The sequence below is a fragment of the Brevibacillus choshinensis genome (assembly GCF_016811915.1).
Lineage (GTDB): Bacteria > Bacillota > Bacilli > Brevibacillales > Brevibacillaceae > Brevibacillus > Brevibacillus choshinensis_A.
In genome coordinates this window covers 2,123,789-2,140,000 of record NZ_CP069127.1, presented here as the reverse complement: position 1 = coordinate 2,140,000, position 16,212 = coordinate 2,123,789, and the positions used below count along the sequence as shown (strand labels likewise).

Below are 16,212 nucleotides of genomic sequence, written 5' to 3'. Positions count from 1 at the left end.
TGTTCGATTCAGACCTAGCCGCTATTCGCCTAAAAAGAAAAAGCCCCTCTGCAAGAGTAGATGGGCATGAAGAGCGAATTATATCTGGTGATAAGTAAGGGTATGGACACCATTTTTACTTTGAAGCTGCAAAGAAGGATGACTCTTCAGGTACGGAGCAATTGCCACGTAGTCTTTTTCCCCAACAGACGAATCTCCCAGCAGATGCTGCATAACTGCTGCTTTTATCTGCAGGCCATCCGTTCCTTGCTTGAAGAGCGGGTCGACTGTCGGAAACGGAACTCCGTTGATTTCCGTATCGCCATTTTCATCGCTCAGCTCCCAATTCTTGACGCCCAGCGAGTGCAGGGCTTCTACTACCTGTGCGGCGTAATCCTCGACCACCATGTCCGGAGTCAATCCCACATGGTTTACAACCGTATGCTTGGGAGTAAAGTACTCGTTCAGCGTCAGCTTCAGCGCATCCCCATCGGATAAGGGAATGACTTGCTGTGCACTGCCTTTCCCGTATGTTTTGGTGCCGACCAATTTGGCGATGCCATGATCCCGCAGTGCGCCAGACAAAAGCTCGGACGCAGAAGCCGTACCGCCATTAACCAAAATCCGCACAGGAACACCGATATCATTTCCGTTTCTCACCCATGTCTCCACTTCCACTCCGTTCCGATTGGTCGTGTACATGAGCAAGCCTTCCTCCATAAACAAGCTGGCGATATCCCGAGCAGTCGAGAGATACCCTCCCCCATTGTCCCGCAAATCGAGTACCAGGCCTTTCAAGTGCTGTCCGGTACGAGCGAATTCCGCTAGCTTGTCCCTCATTTGGATAGCTCCATCAGATCCGAATGTTTCGAGACTTATATAACCAATGGAATCTTTGGAAAACAGTTGCCCTTCCGCTTCCGGCAGCTGAAGCATGGCCCGTTTCAGCTTCACTTGAAACTCGCGCTTCTCGGACGGTCGATATGCCGTGAGAACGGCCTCGGTGCCCTCCGATCCTTTCAGATATGCGTAGGCTTCCTCAAAGCTCTTGCCAACCAAGGAAATGTCACCGATCTTCAGCAACTGATCGCCTCGCTTGAGAGAGGTAGCAGCAGCCGGGGAGCCAGGTACGATCTCCCTCAGGATCAGCTCGTTGTTTTGCATGCGCATGCGGAAGCCAAAGCCGACAAACTGGTTCTCCACATCCGATTGAAACAGTCGCAGCTCATCCGACGTAAAGAACACGCTGTGCGGATCATTGAGCGTCGACAGCATCCCGTCGATCGCCCATGTATTGATGGTCAAATCGTCCCATTTTCCCTTTGTCTGCCATTCTGCCATGCGCTCCTCGAGCTCACCCAGCGTGTCATCTTCTGGAGAGACGGTCAGATTCAGATGCTGCTTTTTACCGGCTTGCTCGCTGATGCCTTGCAGAGCTCCCTTTACCAGCTGCTGTGCTGCCGGCTTGCTCAAATGACTCTCCATGACGTGCGAAAAAACTTCTTCGGTTTCCAAGTAAGGTCGATCCGCTGCCTGTACGGGAATAGCTGTCGTGAGTAGCAAAGCAGCTAAGGCCCATTGACTCATCCGTTTCATGGGGTCACCTCTTTCCGAACTTCATCTGGGATGAACACTTTCACTTTTGCTGCCAGGTTGTAATGATCCGTGCCGGAATATGCGACATACTCCTTACTATCGTAGATCTCCTCATAGCGCCAAACATGCATGACCAGCTCGTCGCTCGTACGGTCAATGTAGTATTTATTCATATAGAGAGGAACGTTCTTAATCTTTCCGCGCCCAAGGGTGACGCTCTTCGCCTTTTCCTCAAGCGCAGATCCGGGAATCCACTCCGTAATAATGTCGTAGCGACCAAATGATTGCTTGTAGTAGCGGGCGTGGAGATTGGCGAGACGATCCCGGATGCTCTGGGAACCAACCCATTCATGCACAAAATCAAGCGTATCGGTAGGATGCTTGTCCCAGGCTTGTCTATTGGTATCGTACGTGTACTGAATTTTTTTCTGTCCGTCCGTATATGTCTCCAGCTTGTCTGAAACCAGCTTTTGCGGAGATTGATAAAAACCAGAAGTGCGGCTCGCCTTTCTTTGCCCATCCACGTCCTGCGTGTAGGTAAACGAGAAGCCGCTCAGGAACGCCTCTCCTTTCACTTGATAGGACGAGGCTCGATCCAGATGGTTCAAGGTATACGCCAAATCCGTTGCGATGGAGGATTGATCCTTGATGGATGTCATCTCATGTCCGAGCAGCTTGACGAGCTGAACCATGCGCTCATCCGATGCTTTCGGCTTTTGCGCGGCAATGAGAGCCTCGGCTTCCTGCGTACGTCCTTCCTGCACCAAATAGTAAGCGGAGTTGAGCAATGCTTCCGGATGCTTGGATGCGAATTGGCCGTATCGCTCCAGCGCCTTGTCCGTGTGCCCAGCCTTGATCTCCAGCGCTCCCAAATAAATCGACAGCGATTCCCACTCTTTTGTGTCCTGCTTCAGCTTTTTCTCATAGTCGCCAAGGCGGGTCAATACCTTGTCGTACTCTCTCGTATCGGATGCACCTAATTGCAGAGCAATGTCATACACATTTGCACTCAACAGACGCAAAGTATCCGGCAAGATGATCTTATCCTGGAAGTAGGCATCGATCGCACGAAAAGCTTCATCCAGATTGTCCGTCAACGGCGTGGTAGGATTCCAGCTCAAATAAAAATGGACGCCAATCTGATTGGAAAAAGAACCTCCAGCCAGTTTGCTTAGCGCAGCGTACGTCTCATCCGTATCTTCATGATTTCGAATGGCTTCCACGGCATTGACGTAGGTTTCTTCATCTGCCGTCTTGGAATCGGTATACGTCACAAAAAGCGGAAAAAGCTCCTGAATCTCTGGAACCATCGGAAACTTCGAACCATCAAAGTCCAGCAGCGGCAGAATCGTATCCTGCATCAGATAGGTCATCAGACGATCGGCTGCTACGGCCGCTTCTCCCCGTTTCAGAGAATCGGTGCGCTCACCCTCGATCCATCCCCAGTCGCTCACTTCTCCCCACGCGTTTTGGCTGTCGCCCGTCATCGTGAACATTTGCATGAGCTTGGCTGCTTCTTCATGGGTGATCGGCTGGTTCGGCTTCATCTGCTCCCCAGGAAACACTTGCTGGATCGCATCCGGACCATACAACCGCTCCATGATATAGGAAACACGCAAGGTAGGCGCGTACATCCACGTCAGCCGATCCACGTCTTTGTAAGGAAGATAAGGCTCCTCAAAGCCTTCGCCGCGATTCCACTCGGCATGCTCCGAGAGAAAGGTCAGCGGATACAGCTGATACTGTCCGCCGTTGTACAAGCGATCCAGTAATGCTACGAATTCAGCTCTCGTCATATCGCGATTCGGATAGAATAGAGGCGCCTTGCTTCCTGCTGCGAAAAGCCCAGCCTGAACACCGCGAATAATCGATGTTTTGGCCCAATGCTTGCTGATATCCCCATAAGGCATGAAGCCCCCAGCCGCGGAGGCAAAACCGGGGGTCATCAGTGTGGCTGCCAGCAGCGTACACGAAATCGTTCGTAATAGTTTTTGCACATGCAATCCTCCTACACTTCAACTGACAAACCTACACAAATTGGAACGGATCGGTGTGCACAGCAGATGCAATGACGTCTGTCTGGTAGCCGATTGCTTTCAGTTGTTCGATGAGATATTCTGCCATCTTCTGTTTCATGATCTTTTCGATATTGTGGCCGGCGTCAATAATGGAGAGCCCTTCTGCCTGGGCATCGTGAGCGGTATGATAACCGATATCCCCTGTCAGATATGCGTCAGCCCCTTTGAAAATGGCTTTGGAAACAAACGAGCTGCCATCTCCGCCTACTACCGCAACCTTTTTCACCTGTGCTTCCAGGTCTCCGACGACGCGCAATCCTTTCAGAGAAAAGCGCTCTTTTACCAGCTCAGAGAGCTCCCGCAATGTCATCGGCTCAGGCAAATGCCCGATACGTCCAATGCCGAATGCCTGGCCGGATTGCTCGAGGGGAATGAGATCGTAAGCCACTTCTTCGTAAGGATGGGCTTGCAGCATCGCCTTGACGACAGCAGACTGTCTGGAAGCTGGCACAACCATTTCCAGTCTCACTTCCTCCACTTTCTCCAGCTTACCCGCTGCCCCGATAAACGGATTCGTTCCGTCACCCGGCAAGAACGTCCCCGTCCCTTCCGTTTGGAACGAGCAGTGACTGTAGTTCCCCACCGAGCCAGCGCCAGCCTCACAGAGCGCTTGGAAAACGGCATCACGGTGGCTAACTGGGACGAAAACGACGAGCTTCTTCCAAGCATCCCGCTGCAGGACATCCAGCACATCGACCTTGGTCAAGCCGATTGCTTCCGCCAGCCAGTCATTCATGCCCCCGACTGCCACATCGAGATTGGTGTGTGCGGTGTATACGGCGATGTCATGCTTGATCAGCTTTTCAAAAACCCGCCCGGCTGCCAGATCGGTACGAATGTTCTTGAGCGGACGGTAAATGACCGCATGGTGCGCGACAATCAGATCGACTCCTTCAGCAATCGCTTCATCGACCACCGATTCCAACACATCGAGTGCGATCATGACTTTCTTAACCTGTTTTTGCAAAGTCCCAACATGAAGACCGATTTTGTCTCCCTCCATGGCGAGGGACTTGGGAGCCAGCCGTTCCACATATTGAATTACGGTTTGTCCGTGCGCAAACATGCAATCACCTCATCTATCCATTCGACTTCTGCTTTGATTTCTCGGACTCGCTGCGCTGCTTCCGGCTTGTCCGAGCGACTCAGCTGCGCGAGCACTTTTTCCCACTTTTCCCGTTCATTCAGCCATTTCAGTATCAGTGCAGGATGCTTCTGCTCCCAGAGGAAGGGACCCATTCGGAGGAGCTCTTCCTTTGTTCGCTCCTTGTTTTCATATGGCCGTACAGGGTTCCCTCGCTCAGCAACCAGTATTTCGTAGAGAATCCCGTCCTCTTCCAAAATGGTCTCCGCAATCAGCTCCCAGCCGTGATCCATGAACCAACGCCGAACCACCTCTTCACCTACGTTTGGCTGCAGGACGAGGCGCTTTACTCCGTCCAGTTTGTCGATTCCCGCTTCCAAAATAGAAGCAATCAGTTGTCCGCCCATCCCCGCGATGCAGACCACATCGACTTCCCGAGGCTGCAGGACGGCCAATCCGTCTCCTTTTCGTACCGAAGCTCGATCTCGCGCTTGCAAGGTATGTATTTGCTTCAGAGCCGCTTGATACGGTCCTTCGTTGAGCTCGCCTGCAATGACGTGCGACGCAATCCCCTTTAAAAGTAAATAAGAAGCCAATAACGCATGATCCGACCCGATGTCGGCGACGCGGGCTCCCTGTGGGCAATAGCTGGCAATTGTCTCCAGACGCTTCGAAATTGTAACAAATGTCATGTGTCTCTTCACCTTCCGTTCCCTCTATTCTACCCTATTTGGGAGCGATTGCCCAATCCTAAATGCCTGACAGAGCGCGGGCAAAGAACGACAAAATCCCCGCTGCTTTTGCAAAGCGGGGACTTTTCTGACAATGATTTAACAGCCGATTTCGCGAGCGATGACATTTCGCAAAATTTCTGATGTGCCTTCTCCGATTTCCAGCAAGCGGGCATCGCGGAAAAAACGCTCTACCTGATACTCGCGCATATAGCCGTACCCGCCGTGAATCTGGATCGCCTGATGAGTAGCCGACATCGCGACCTCTGAAGCGTACAGCTTCGCCATTGCTGCTTCCTTCGTAAACTTGCGGCCGTTGTCTTTGAGCCAGGCTGCCTTGTACACCATATTCCGTGCCAGCTCGATCTGCATCGCCATATCCGCCAGCTTGTGCTGGATCGCCTGAAATTGGCTGAGGGAATTCCCGAATGCCGTCCGTTGCTTCGCGTATTGCAAAGCTTTGTCGTAAGCGGCTTGAGCAATCCCCACTGCCATTGCGCCAATGCCGATACGGCCGCCGTCAAGTGTGATCAAGAATTGCTTGAAGCCTTCACCCGTTTTGCCGAGCACGTTTTCTTCCGGGATTCTGACGTCCTCAAGCACCAGCTCTGTTGTATTGGAGCTGTGCAGGCCCAGCTTCTCGTAATTCGCCAAAACGGTAAAGCCAGGTGCGTCCGTCGGCACGATAAACGCCGTGATTCCGCGCGCTCCCTTTTCCTTATCCGTTACTGCTGTCAAAGCGAGAAAGGATGCGTACGAAGCATTGGTAATGAAGCATTTCGATCCATTCAGAACCCATTCGTTCCCGTCGAGCAAAGCGGTGGTTCTAGTGCCGCCTGCATCTGAACCCGCATTTGGTTCGGTCAAACCGAAGGCGCCAAAGCTCTCACCCGAGCAGACCTTGGACAAATACGTGCGCTTCTGCTCCTCCGTTCCGAACAGGGAGAGCGGCGCTCCGCCCAAAGAAATGTGCGCAGAGTACGTGATCCCCGTCGAGCCGCATGCGCGACTCAGCTCTTCCGTGACGATCGCAAAGCTCGTGGTGTCTGCGCCAGCTCCACCGTACTCCTCGGAAAAAGGCAGACCCATCAAATTCAATTCAGCCATTTGCTTAAACACATCTACCGGAAATTGCTTGGTCTTGTCACGCTCATCTGCCCCTGGCGCCACGACTTCATCGGCAAATTCCCGAATCATTTTTTTCAGCATGAGCTGTTCCTGGTTCAAATCAAAATTCATTGCAGATCCCCCTTGAAAGCGCTTTAGTGTAGGAGTGGAAGCACGTCTGACAATTCGACTGAGCGTTTGTTCAGAATTCTCCTCCCATTATACACCATAGTTGCCGCTCTGTGTGATGAATATTCGGAAACTTGCAAAAGCATGTGTTTGATGAATGAAAAAACACGCCTATGTGCGGCGTGCTCCCAGCAAAATTGCTCCGATAAAGGAGAGTGCTCCAAGTATGTACCCGATGCTATAGGTTTTGACTCCCAATAGCTGTGCAGCTGTTTCTCCTCCAAGAAAAATGGCCGCAAGCAGGATTCCAATCAGGACCTTCCACTTGTTATCCATCCCATTCACCTCAATTTCTCACCTTTTTCGATTGTAGCAAACTGTCCCAATCATGGAAACGGCTTTTCCAAAGAAAGGCGGGCCTACAGCCGCAGCCATGAATACCAGTATCTGCGAGTGAAGAAAAAGAATGCTGAGGCCAAAAATACTTTGATGAACAACAATAGCTGGATCAAATCCCGCTTTGCCAAAGGGATGTATAAAGACTGTATCTCCGCTCCAAAAAATGCAGCAAGGCCGCAAAATGCAAACACTCCAGCCCATTTCGGATTGCCACTGTTCATGAGAAAGCCCAAGCCGGTCAACAAGCAAGCAAGCGGCACCCAGTACAGCTCCGATCGCCACCATGTGTAATCACTGCTCACTCTCTCGATAGTCGCTACCCCGTAAAGCACGGCCAGCCCCAGCATCCCGGAATAGAGCAAATAGCTATAGCCGAATACGAATGCACTCGCACATAGCAGCACGCAGATGATGCCCAGGTAGAACAAAATCATGGGATGCGATCCGCCCAGCTTCGTAATGCAATAGACTCCCCCTGCAATCAAAATGACGAAGCTAAGCCCTAAAAAGAGATGCGTCAAGGGAGGAGCGGAACCCCTGAAAACCAGTCCCAGAATATAGAAAACCAGTGCGAAACAGGCAAAGATGGCAATTTGCATTGGGGTTTGAAAACGGTTAAAATGAAAAGCAAGTAAGATCAAACCAGCAATGACAAGGGCACCAAGGAGCCAAGCCATTACCATTTTCCCTGTCACGGGAGAAGGATAGGAGACGGGAACTGCGCTTCCTCTTTCCTTCCCGGAGCTTGCGTCCGATCTTCTCCGCTCCCCTTTAGCAGCAGCTGGCTGAGCTTCGGTGCGATCTCCCTCCGTATACAAATTTAATAGGAAAATGCAGTAATGTTCAGGCAGCAGGTGATTTCTCCGCCAGTTTTCGATCTCTGCGATAATGGTTCGTTTGCGCTGGTCTTCCAACGCGGCCCCTCCTAACTTTCGACGGCAACGGTCTTGATTGGTGGAAAAAGAAAAGCCTACGTAGGCTGTACGTAGGCCACATACTACATATATCGGTTATTCCAGGAAATCTTTTAAGCGCTTGCTTCTGCTTGGATGACGAAGTTTGCGAAGCGCTTTTGCCTCGATCTGACGAATCCGCTCACGCGTTACGCCAAACACTTTTCCCACTTCTTCCAAAGTACGAGTACGACCGTCATCGAGACCAAAGCGTAGACGAAGAACGTTCTCTTCTCGGTCTGTCAACGTATCCAGCACGTCTTCCAATTGTTCTTTCAACAATTCATAAGCTGCGGCATCGGAAGGTTCCAACGCGTCTTGGTCCTCGATAAAATCGCCCAGATGCGAATCGTCTTCTTCCCCGATCGGCGTCTCCAATGATACCGGCTCTTGAGCAATTTTCATGATTTCCCGAACCTTCTCAGGCGTGAGATCCATTTTTTCTGCGATTTCCTCTGGCATCGGTTCACGTCCCAATTCTTGCAGGAGCTGACGCGATACCCGAATGAGCTTGTTGATCGTTTCCACCATATGCACAGGAATTCGAATCGTACGTGCCTGGTCTGCGATCGCGCGGGTGATAGCTTGACGAATCCACCACGTGGCGTACGTACTGAACTTGTAGCCTTTGCGGTAGTCAAACTTTTCAACCGCTTTGATCAGACCCATGTTCCCTTCTTGGATCAAATCGAGGAACAGCATGCCGCGCCCTACATAACGCTTCGCAATCGATACCACCAGACGAAGGTTGGCTTCTGCCAGTCGGCGTTTGGCTTCCTCGTCGCCCTGCTCAATACGCTGGGCCAGCTTAATCTCCTCTTCGGCGGAAAGTAGAGGCACACGACCGATTTCTTTCAGGTACATCCTTACAGGGTCATTGATCTTGATTCCGGGTGGAACAGAGAGATCGTCAAAATCGAATTCTTCGTTGTCCTCGTCCTTCATGATCATTCGATCTACTTCTTCGTCGTCGTCCTCGTTTTCGTTGTTGTTTATCTCAATGCCTTGATCACCCAGATACTCAAAAAACTCATCGATTTGATCGGAATCCTGTTCAAAACCTGAGAGTCGATCGGTGATTTCCTTGTACGACAGCGCACCGCGTTTTTTGCCTAATTCGACCAATTGTTCCTTCACTTGTTCGATGGACATTGCTTCCATGTCTGAAGTGATGTTTTGTTTGTTCATCTACTATCCCTCCTTCCCCGGGAATGATCTGATGCTACCCTTCTTTTAAAGCATTTTCCAATTCAAGAATCTTCATCCCTGTGATGGCTGCTTGAATTTCCAGTTGTTTGCGCGCATCCTCGCTGTCCGCTGCGGCCGCTTGGAGGTGTAAGCTCCGCTGCTCTTCGCGCAATCGTTCCAACTCGGCACGCTTCGGGTAGTTATTCACTTGTTTGATGTAATCGCCGATCTCTAAATCAGATACGTCTTCCTTACATTCCATCATGGCCAATCCCGAGGCTAATTGCTTTAACGATTCGTCTTGCACGTAATGTATAAACTTTCCAGGGTCTTCCGGATTTCCCTCTGCGTAGTAAGCGTACAGGTAGGCGGCTAACGCATCATGAATGTCCACCTGAAAGTGAGCATTGCATTCCTGCTGCACCCTTTGGGCAATATCTGCATTCCGCATCATGTAGTACAACAGCATGCGCTCAGCCGTGTGGTAAGCGGGTGGCAGAGTTTTCGCGAGCGTAACTTTGCCATTATTTATACTATTATTCCATGCTGGCGATACTTTATCCCTTTGGCGCTCACTTTTTTGCTGTTTGTAAGCGCGTTTTGACTCCCATTTTAAATCGCCGAGGGTCAGGGAATACTCCTCTGCCAATTGCCGCTGATACAAGTCGCGTTCCACCGGGCTGTCCAGTTCGTTGATGATTTCTACCGCCTTTGCGATCAGGCGCGTTTTATCTGTCTCATCATTTATTACGTACTGGCTCCGCAAATGTTTCAAACGGAAAGCCGTAACCGGCATTGCCTGCAACAATACCTGCTGGGAAAACGCTTCGGCCCCATGCTGGCGAATGTAATCGTCAGGGTCCGTGCCTTGAGGCAATGGAGCTACCCGCACGACCAATCCTGCCTGCTGCAAAACGTGAATCGCCTTGCTCGTCGCTTCTTGACCTGCTGCATCTCCGTCGTAACAGAGAACGACTGAATCCACATTCCGCCGAAGGATTCGAGCCTGCTGCTCGGTCAGCGCCGTTCCTAAAGTAGCCACACCTTGCATGAAGCCTGCCTGCCACGCCGACACCACGTCGACATATCCCTCGAACAACAGCACCTGCTTTCTCTTGCGAATGTGAGGACGGGCGCGATGAAGATTGAAAAGGGTGGCGCTTTTGTTGAACAGAAGGCTTTCAGGACTATTCAAATACTTGGGCTGCGACTTGGGCTTGGTGTTGTCCAATAACCGACCGCCGAATCCGATGACATTTCCCTGCGAATCGTGGATGGGGAACATGACGCGACCGCGAAAACGGTCGAACACTTTTCCGGCGTCACTTTTTGCAAGTAAACCTGCTTCCACCATCAGATCCTGGGAAAAGTTCCGTTTCTTTAAAAACTGTGTGACGAAATCCCACGAATCCGGGGCAAACCCAATTTGATACTCGGTTAACGTCTGCTGGGACATTCCACGTTTGGTGAGGTACTTCATCGCTTCTACACCATACGGAGTCTCAGTCAGTACGTAATGGTACAGCTTTGAAACAAGCTGATGCGCTTCCTGCATGGCTTGTCTCGCCCGTTTTTCTGGAGAAACTTCTTCGTGCTGTGGTTCGGGCACAGCAATTCCAGCACGCTCTGCCAGTTTGTGGAGGGCTTCCGGAAAAGTCAACTGTTCCAGTTTCATCAGGAAGGAAAAGACATCCCCTCCTGCTCCACATCCAAAGCAATGAAAAAACTGTCGCTCCGCGTTCACGTTAAAGGAAGGGCTCTTCTCAGAGTGAAATGGACATAGACCGAGAAAGGCACGACCGCTTTTTCTCAGTTGTACATACTCTCCTACAACGTCTACGATGTCGACAGCGGCACGCACTTGTTTTACAAACTCATCAGAAGTGGGACCAGCCATCTTTATCCACCTTTTCAGGAGAATCGAACGACGAGATTATTTAGTTCGTCAAAATTCGTCATTTTCCTTCTTGGGATCGCACTTCTTTTCATCTTTTCTTCTTTTCTACTTTTCCACATTTCCGTAAGCAATAAACGCTCTACAGCGCTCAGATCGTGATTGTCGCCCTACTCGTTTTCTACAAAAAACGTCAAATTCCTTCTTTTGACCTATTTCTTTTCACTGCGAAGGTTGTTTTTGCGAATCATCTCAAGAATAATGTTGGCAGTTTCCTCGACGGCCTTTTTCGAAACGTCGATTACGGGGCAGCCCAAACGCTCAATAATTTTGTTGGAATACGCCAGCTCATCCGCAATCCGGTCCAGATTGGCGTAGTTCGCCTGCGCTGTCAAGCCAAGCGCTTTCAATCGTTCCGTGCGAATGCCGTTCAGCTGCTCCGGATTGATCGTAAGCCCAATACAGCGCTCCGGTGGCACCTGGAAGAGTTCTTCTGGCGGCTCCACTTCCGGCACCAGAGGCACGTTTGCTACCTTCAAGCGTTTGTTCGCCAGATACATCGACAAAGGCGTCTTGGACGTACGGGAAACTCCGATCAGAACTACGTCGGCACGTAGCAATCCACGCGGGTCGCGCCCATCATCGTATTTGACTGCAAATTCAATCGCGTCGACCTTGCGGAAATACTCTTCGTCCAAGCGACGGACCAGCCCAGGCTTTCCGGTAGGAGGCTCCTGCAGCATGTTTTGCAGCGTTTGCATGAGAGGCCCCATAACGTCGATGGCAGGAATCCCGTGCAGCGCAGCTTGCTGGGTGATGTAGGCGTTTAGCTCAGGGATGACCAGCGTAAAAACGATCATTGCCTTGGATTCTTTCGCAGAAGCAATGATCTCGTCAATGGATTCTTTGTCTTCTATGTAGGGGTACTTCTGAACATCAATCAAAAAACGGTCAAACTGACTTGCTCCAGCGCGAACAACAAGCTCGGCTGTTTCACCGATGGAGTCTGATACCACGTAGATGAGCTGTCCTTGCCTGTTTCCTTGCATCGCTTCTCCTCCTACACTTTCGGTTCGCTGCCCAGTTCTACAAATGCTTTGGCGATCGTTGTCTTGGTGACTCGTCCAGTCAGCTCCATCTGCTTGGGATCTTCCTCACTCGGACGAACCACCGGCAAGGAGTCGATCTGGAAGTCGATGAGTTTTTTGGCTGCTGCGTACAGCGTTTCCTCAGGTGCGCACGTGATGATATTGGGCATTCGTGACATGATGATGCTGACAGGGACATCCTCCAGCGTCTTGTTGCCGAGCGAGGCACGCAGCAAGTCTTTTCTAGAAATGACTCCAGCCAAGTAGCCTTTCTGATTCACGACGAACAGTGTCCCTACATCCTCCAAAAACAGGGTCACGATGGCATCGTAAGCAGAGGCTGATTCGGAAACAACGATAGGAACCGCCTTGTAGTCATTGACGAGAAGCTTGTGAAGCCGTTCACTTATGACCGAACTTGCGGGTCTCCCAGCATAAAAATACCCGACCCGAGGCCTGGCTTCTAAATAACCTGACATCGTGAGAATGGAAAGATCGGGGCGCAGTGTCGCGCGGGTCAAATGCAAGCGATCCGCGATGTGCTCTCCCGTAATTGGACCTTCATCCTTCACGATCTGTAAGATCTGCTCTTGTCGTTTGGTAAGCTCGATGACCAATCACCCCGGTTCTGTCTGTTACCTCTTCCTAGTATTACTCTATTCGACCGGATATTCCTTCTTTCGCATGGAAAAAAGGTGCCTCCGCCCGCAGAAGGACGGAGGCAGCCAATTATTCGGAAAGGCTTTTTATGCAAAAACGAGCTTGGAAAAATCAGCGTAGGCGAAAATGAGGCGAGAGAGTCGCTGCAAAAGGCCGAGCCTGTTGGCGCGAACAGCCTGATCCTCTGCCATAACCATGACGCTGTCGAAGAACGCTTTGATCGGCTCACGCAGGGTAGCCAGCGTAGCCAATGCTTTTTCCTGATCCGCCAGGCTTCCCACTTCCTGCTGAACGGACAGGTAGGCCCGGTACAGCGCGCGTTCAACGTCTTCAACGAACAGCGCTTCCTCGACACGGTCAGCTTCCGCCTTCTGTGCCAGGTTGTTTACGCGGTTGAATTGTTCCACGATCAGCTTGAATTCCTCATCGCTGACAGCTGTCATCAAGGCTTTGGCCTTGGCCAAAACTTCAGGCACCAAAGACAAATCAGCAGACAGAACGGCATCCACGACATCGTAGCGAACGCCGTTTTCCTGAAGAACGTTTTTCAAGCGAAGGGCAAAGAAATCGACGAGATCTTTTTTCACTTCTTCGACCGTTCTCTTGTTTACCCCTTGTTCGGTGTAGGTCGCAAGAGTTGCATCCCAGAGCTGCTCCAAAGACAGCTGCCAGCCTCTCTCCAGCAAAATCGTTACGATACCTGCTGCCATGCGGCGCAATCCATATGGGTCCTGAGAACCGGTCGGCACGATGCCGATCGAGAAAATCCCTACGATGGTATCGAGCTTATCTGCCAGGCTCACGATCGCTCCCTGCGCAGACTTCGGCGTCAGATCGCCTGCAAAGCGCGGCAGATAGTGTTCAAACACACCGCTTGCTACAATCTCGTTCTCTCCTGCTTTGCGCGCGTAGTCTTCTCCCATGATACCCTGCAGCTCTGGGAATTCCCCAACCATGTTGGTCACCAAATCGAATTTCGCAATTTCAGCGATCCGATCTACCTGCCCCGCTTCTTCCTGGCTCACACCCAGCTTTTCAGCAATCTGCGCTGCCGTTTTGCGCACACGGCGCACCTTGTCTCCGATCGTTCCGAGTTCCTCGTGGAAAACGATGGTCTCCAGACGCTTGAGGCAGCTGTCAATCGGCAGCTTCTGATCTTCTACATAGAAGAAGCGGGCGTCAGAAAGACGGGCGCGGAGTACCTTTTCATTTCCTTTCGCTACGTTTTCCAGCGCGCGGCTGTCCCCGTTGCGCACGGTAACGAAGTGGTTCAGCAGCTGTCCTTGGGCGTTTTCCACCGGGAAGTAACGCTGATGCTCACGCATGGAGGTTACCAGAACCTCGCGCGGAATCGTCAGAAACTCCTCTTCAAACGTTCCGTACAGGGCTGTCGGATATTCTACCAGATGCACGACCTCGTCAAGAAGGCCTTCGTCCATCGGAATGTTCCAGCCATTTTCCTGTTCCATTCGGCGAATTTGCTCCACGATGGCCGCACGGCGTTCATCCGGATTGACCATTACGTACTGCTCGGCCAGCTTGCTTGCGTATTCAGCAGGATGGTTGATTTCCACCTCTGCACCGAGGAAGCGATGACCGCGCGTGATGCGGCCGCTTTTTACACCTGCGATTTCGAGGTCAATCAGCTCCTCCCCGAACAGTGCGACCATCCAGCGAATCGGACGGACGTATTTGAGATCATTGGCACCCCAGCGCATATTTTTCGGAAAGTTCATGCCTGCGATCGTATCCGCTAGCTGAGGGAGGAGAGTTTTGGTCTCTTTTCCAGCCTCTGATTTGCGGGCATGCACATATTCCACGCCGTTCACGTCTTTAAAGTACAGCTGATCCGGCTCTACACCGTTGCTGCGGGCAAATCCGAGCGCTGCCTTCGACCAGTTGCCAGCCTCATCCTGCGCAATCTTGCGTGCAGGTCCTTTGGCTTCGTCATTGCGGTCTGGCTGCTTTTCGGCAAGTCCGTTGACCAATACGGCAAAACGGCGCGGGGATTCCATGGAAGTGATTTGTTCAAACGGGATCCGTTCAGCCGCCAGCCATTTTTCGACTTTTTCCTTCAGTTGTGCCGCCGCCCCTGCGACGAAGCGGGCAGGCATTTCTTCAAGTCCGATTTCCAAAAGCAGATCGCGCTTACTCATTCGAATCCTCTCCTTTCAGGGCTGGCGCGCCAGATTGCGAGGCTGCGTCGCTTTTTTGCAAAAGCGGGAAGCCCAGGCGTTCACGCTCTGCGTAATAGGTTTGCGCCACTTCACGGGACAGGTTCCGTACACGTGCGATGTAGCCAGCACGCTCAGTTACGCTGATCACACCTCTCGCATCCAGCAGGTTAAACGTATGGGAGCACTTCAGCACGTAATCGTATGCAGGGTACACCAGACACTCTTTCATCAGTCGCTTGGCTTCTGCTTCGTAGGTGTTGTACAGGTTGAACAGCATGTCCACGTCAGACAGCTCGAAGGTGTATTTGGAATGCTCGTACTCAGGCTGGAGGAACACGTCGCCATAGGTATAGCCGTTCACCCACTCCAGGTCGAACACATTTTCTTTTTCTTGAATGTAGGAAGCGAGGCGCTCCAGTCCGTAGGTCAATTCCACCGCAACAGGCTTGCATTCGAGGCCGCCCACCTGCTGGAAGTACGTGAACTGGGTAATCTCCATTCCGTCCAGCCATACTTCCCAGCCGAGTCCCCATGCACCAAGTCCTGGATGCTCCCAGTTGTCTTCCACAAAGCGAATGTCGTGCTCCAGCGGCTCGATTCCCAGCTGGCGCAAGCTCTCCAGATACAGCTCCTGGATATTGTCTGGCGACGGCTTCATGATCACCTGGAATTGGTGGTGCTGGTAGAGACGGTTTGGGTTTTCACCGTAACGTCCGTCAGCAGGTCGACGGGAAGGCTCTACGTAAGCGACGTTCCACGGTTCAGGGCCAATGGAGCGAAGGAAGGTCATCGGGTTGAGTGTCCCAGCCCCTTTTTCCACGTCATACGGCTGGACAATCAGGCAATTTTGTTTCGCCCAAAAGTTTTGCAGCGTCAAAATGATGTCTTGAAAAGTCATTTTCATGCTCGTTTCCTCCTAAAAAAAATAAAACCTCCCGCCGCCTACACTGTCTGCATACGACAGTGTAGGGACGAGAGGATTCTCGCGGTTCCACCCTACTTGGCGAAAAAAAGCTTCGCCCACCTTGGATTATTCATTGCTCCAGAACGCCCTTCATCAGCTTGGTGACCGGGCTCTCACTCTCCCCGATTCGCTATGACAGCCAGCGGCCGACTACTCTTTTCCTTCATGGCAACATACGGTATCAA

Annotated in this window: 13 protein-coding genes; all 13 read right to left on the bottom strand. The window is 51.6% G+C overall.

The window, feature by feature from the left end:
- Positions 1-78: 78 nt before the first annotated feature.
- The 13 genes from JNE38_RS10930 to glyQ all read right to left on the bottom strand — a co-directional run bounded on the left by JNE38_RS10930 (position 79) and on the right by glyQ (position 15,967).
- Positions 79-1,575 carry a S41 family peptidase gene (locus JNE38_RS10930; RefSeq protein WP_203356577.1) on the bottom strand — a complete coding sequence of 499 codons (1,497 nt, stop codon included), beginning with the start codon at positions 1,573-1,575 and terminating at the stop codon, positions 79-81.
- A complete protein-coding gene (locus JNE38_RS10925) occupies positions 1,572-3,572 on the bottom strand; it encodes a tetratricopeptide repeat protein (protein ID WP_203356576.1) in 2,001 nt (666 codons plus the stop codon). The genes JNE38_RS10930 and JNE38_RS10925 overlap by 4 nt, the downstream gene beginning before the upstream one ends.
- Before the next feature lie 31 nt (positions 3,573-3,603).
- Positions 3,604-4,719, bottom strand: coding sequence for a Nif3-like dinuclear metal center hexameric protein (locus tag JNE38_RS10920; RefSeq protein WP_203356575.1), 1,116 nt, complete (start codon positions 4,717-4,719; stop codon positions 3,604-3,606).
- Positions 4,695-5,429 (bottom strand): tRNA (adenine(22)-N(1))-methyltransferase, encoded by a 735-nt coding sequence (locus JNE38_RS10915; protein ID WP_203356574.1) that lies wholly within the window; start codon positions 5,427-5,429, stop codon positions 4,695-4,697. Before JNE38_RS10915 ends, JNE38_RS10920 begins: the two co-directional genes overlap by 25 nt.
- A 138-nt stretch (positions 5,430-5,567) precedes the next feature.
- Positions 5,568-6,707, bottom strand: a complete 1,140-nt coding sequence (locus JNE38_RS10910) for an acyl-CoA dehydrogenase (protein WP_203356573.1) — start codon at positions 6,705-6,707, stop codon at positions 5,568-5,570.
- 168 nt (positions 6,708-6,875) lie between these two features.
- Positions 6,876-7,040, bottom strand: a complete 165-nt coding sequence (locus tag JNE38_RS10905) for a hypothetical protein (protein ID WP_203356572.1) — start codon at positions 7,038-7,040, stop codon at positions 6,876-6,878.
- An 83-nt stretch (positions 7,041-7,123) separates the two neighbouring features.
- Positions 7,124-8,017: a hypothetical protein gene (locus JNE38_RS10900; protein ID WP_203356571.1), complete on the bottom strand. Its 894-nt coding sequence runs from the start codon at positions 8,015-8,017 to the stop codon at positions 7,124-7,126.
- 96 nt (positions 8,018-8,113) lie between these two features.
- Entirely contained in the window at positions 8,114-9,244 is a 1,131-nt protein-coding gene (gene rpoD, locus JNE38_RS10895) for an RNA polymerase sigma factor RpoD (protein ID WP_092268974.1), read from the bottom strand.
- A gap of 34 nt (positions 9,245-9,278) precedes the next feature.
- Positions 9,279-11,141 (bottom strand): DNA primase, encoded by a 1,863-nt coding sequence (dnaG, locus tag JNE38_RS10890; RefSeq protein WP_203356570.1) that lies wholly within the window; start codon positions 11,139-11,141, stop codon positions 9,279-9,281.
- Positions 11,142-11,350: 209 nt separating this feature from the next.
- Positions 11,351-12,187 carry a pyruvate, water dikinase regulatory protein gene (locus JNE38_RS10885; protein WP_203356569.1) on the bottom strand — a complete coding sequence of 279 codons (837 nt, stop codon included), beginning with the start codon at positions 12,185-12,187 and terminating at the stop codon, positions 11,351-11,353.
- A gap of 11 nt (positions 12,188-12,198) precedes the next feature.
- The gene (locus tag JNE38_RS10880) at positions 12,199-12,843 is read right to left on the bottom strand and encodes a transcriptional regulator CcpN (protein ID WP_203356568.1); all 645 of its coding nucleotides are present in this window, start codon (positions 12,841-12,843) and stop codon (positions 12,199-12,201) included.
- A 129-nt stretch (positions 12,844-12,972) separates the two neighbouring features.
- Positions 12,973-15,042: a glycine--tRNA ligase subunit beta gene (glyS, locus tag JNE38_RS10875; protein ID WP_203356567.1), complete on the bottom strand. Its 2,070-nt coding sequence runs from the start codon at positions 15,040-15,042 to the stop codon at positions 12,973-12,975.
- Positions 15,035-15,967 carry a glycine--tRNA ligase subunit alpha gene (gene glyQ, locus JNE38_RS10870; RefSeq protein WP_203356566.1) on the bottom strand — a complete coding sequence of 311 codons (933 nt, stop codon included), beginning with the start codon at positions 15,965-15,967 and terminating at the stop codon, positions 15,035-15,037. The genes glyS and glyQ overlap by 8 nt, the downstream gene beginning before the upstream one ends.
- Between the last annotated feature and the right edge of the window lie 245 nt (positions 15,968-16,212).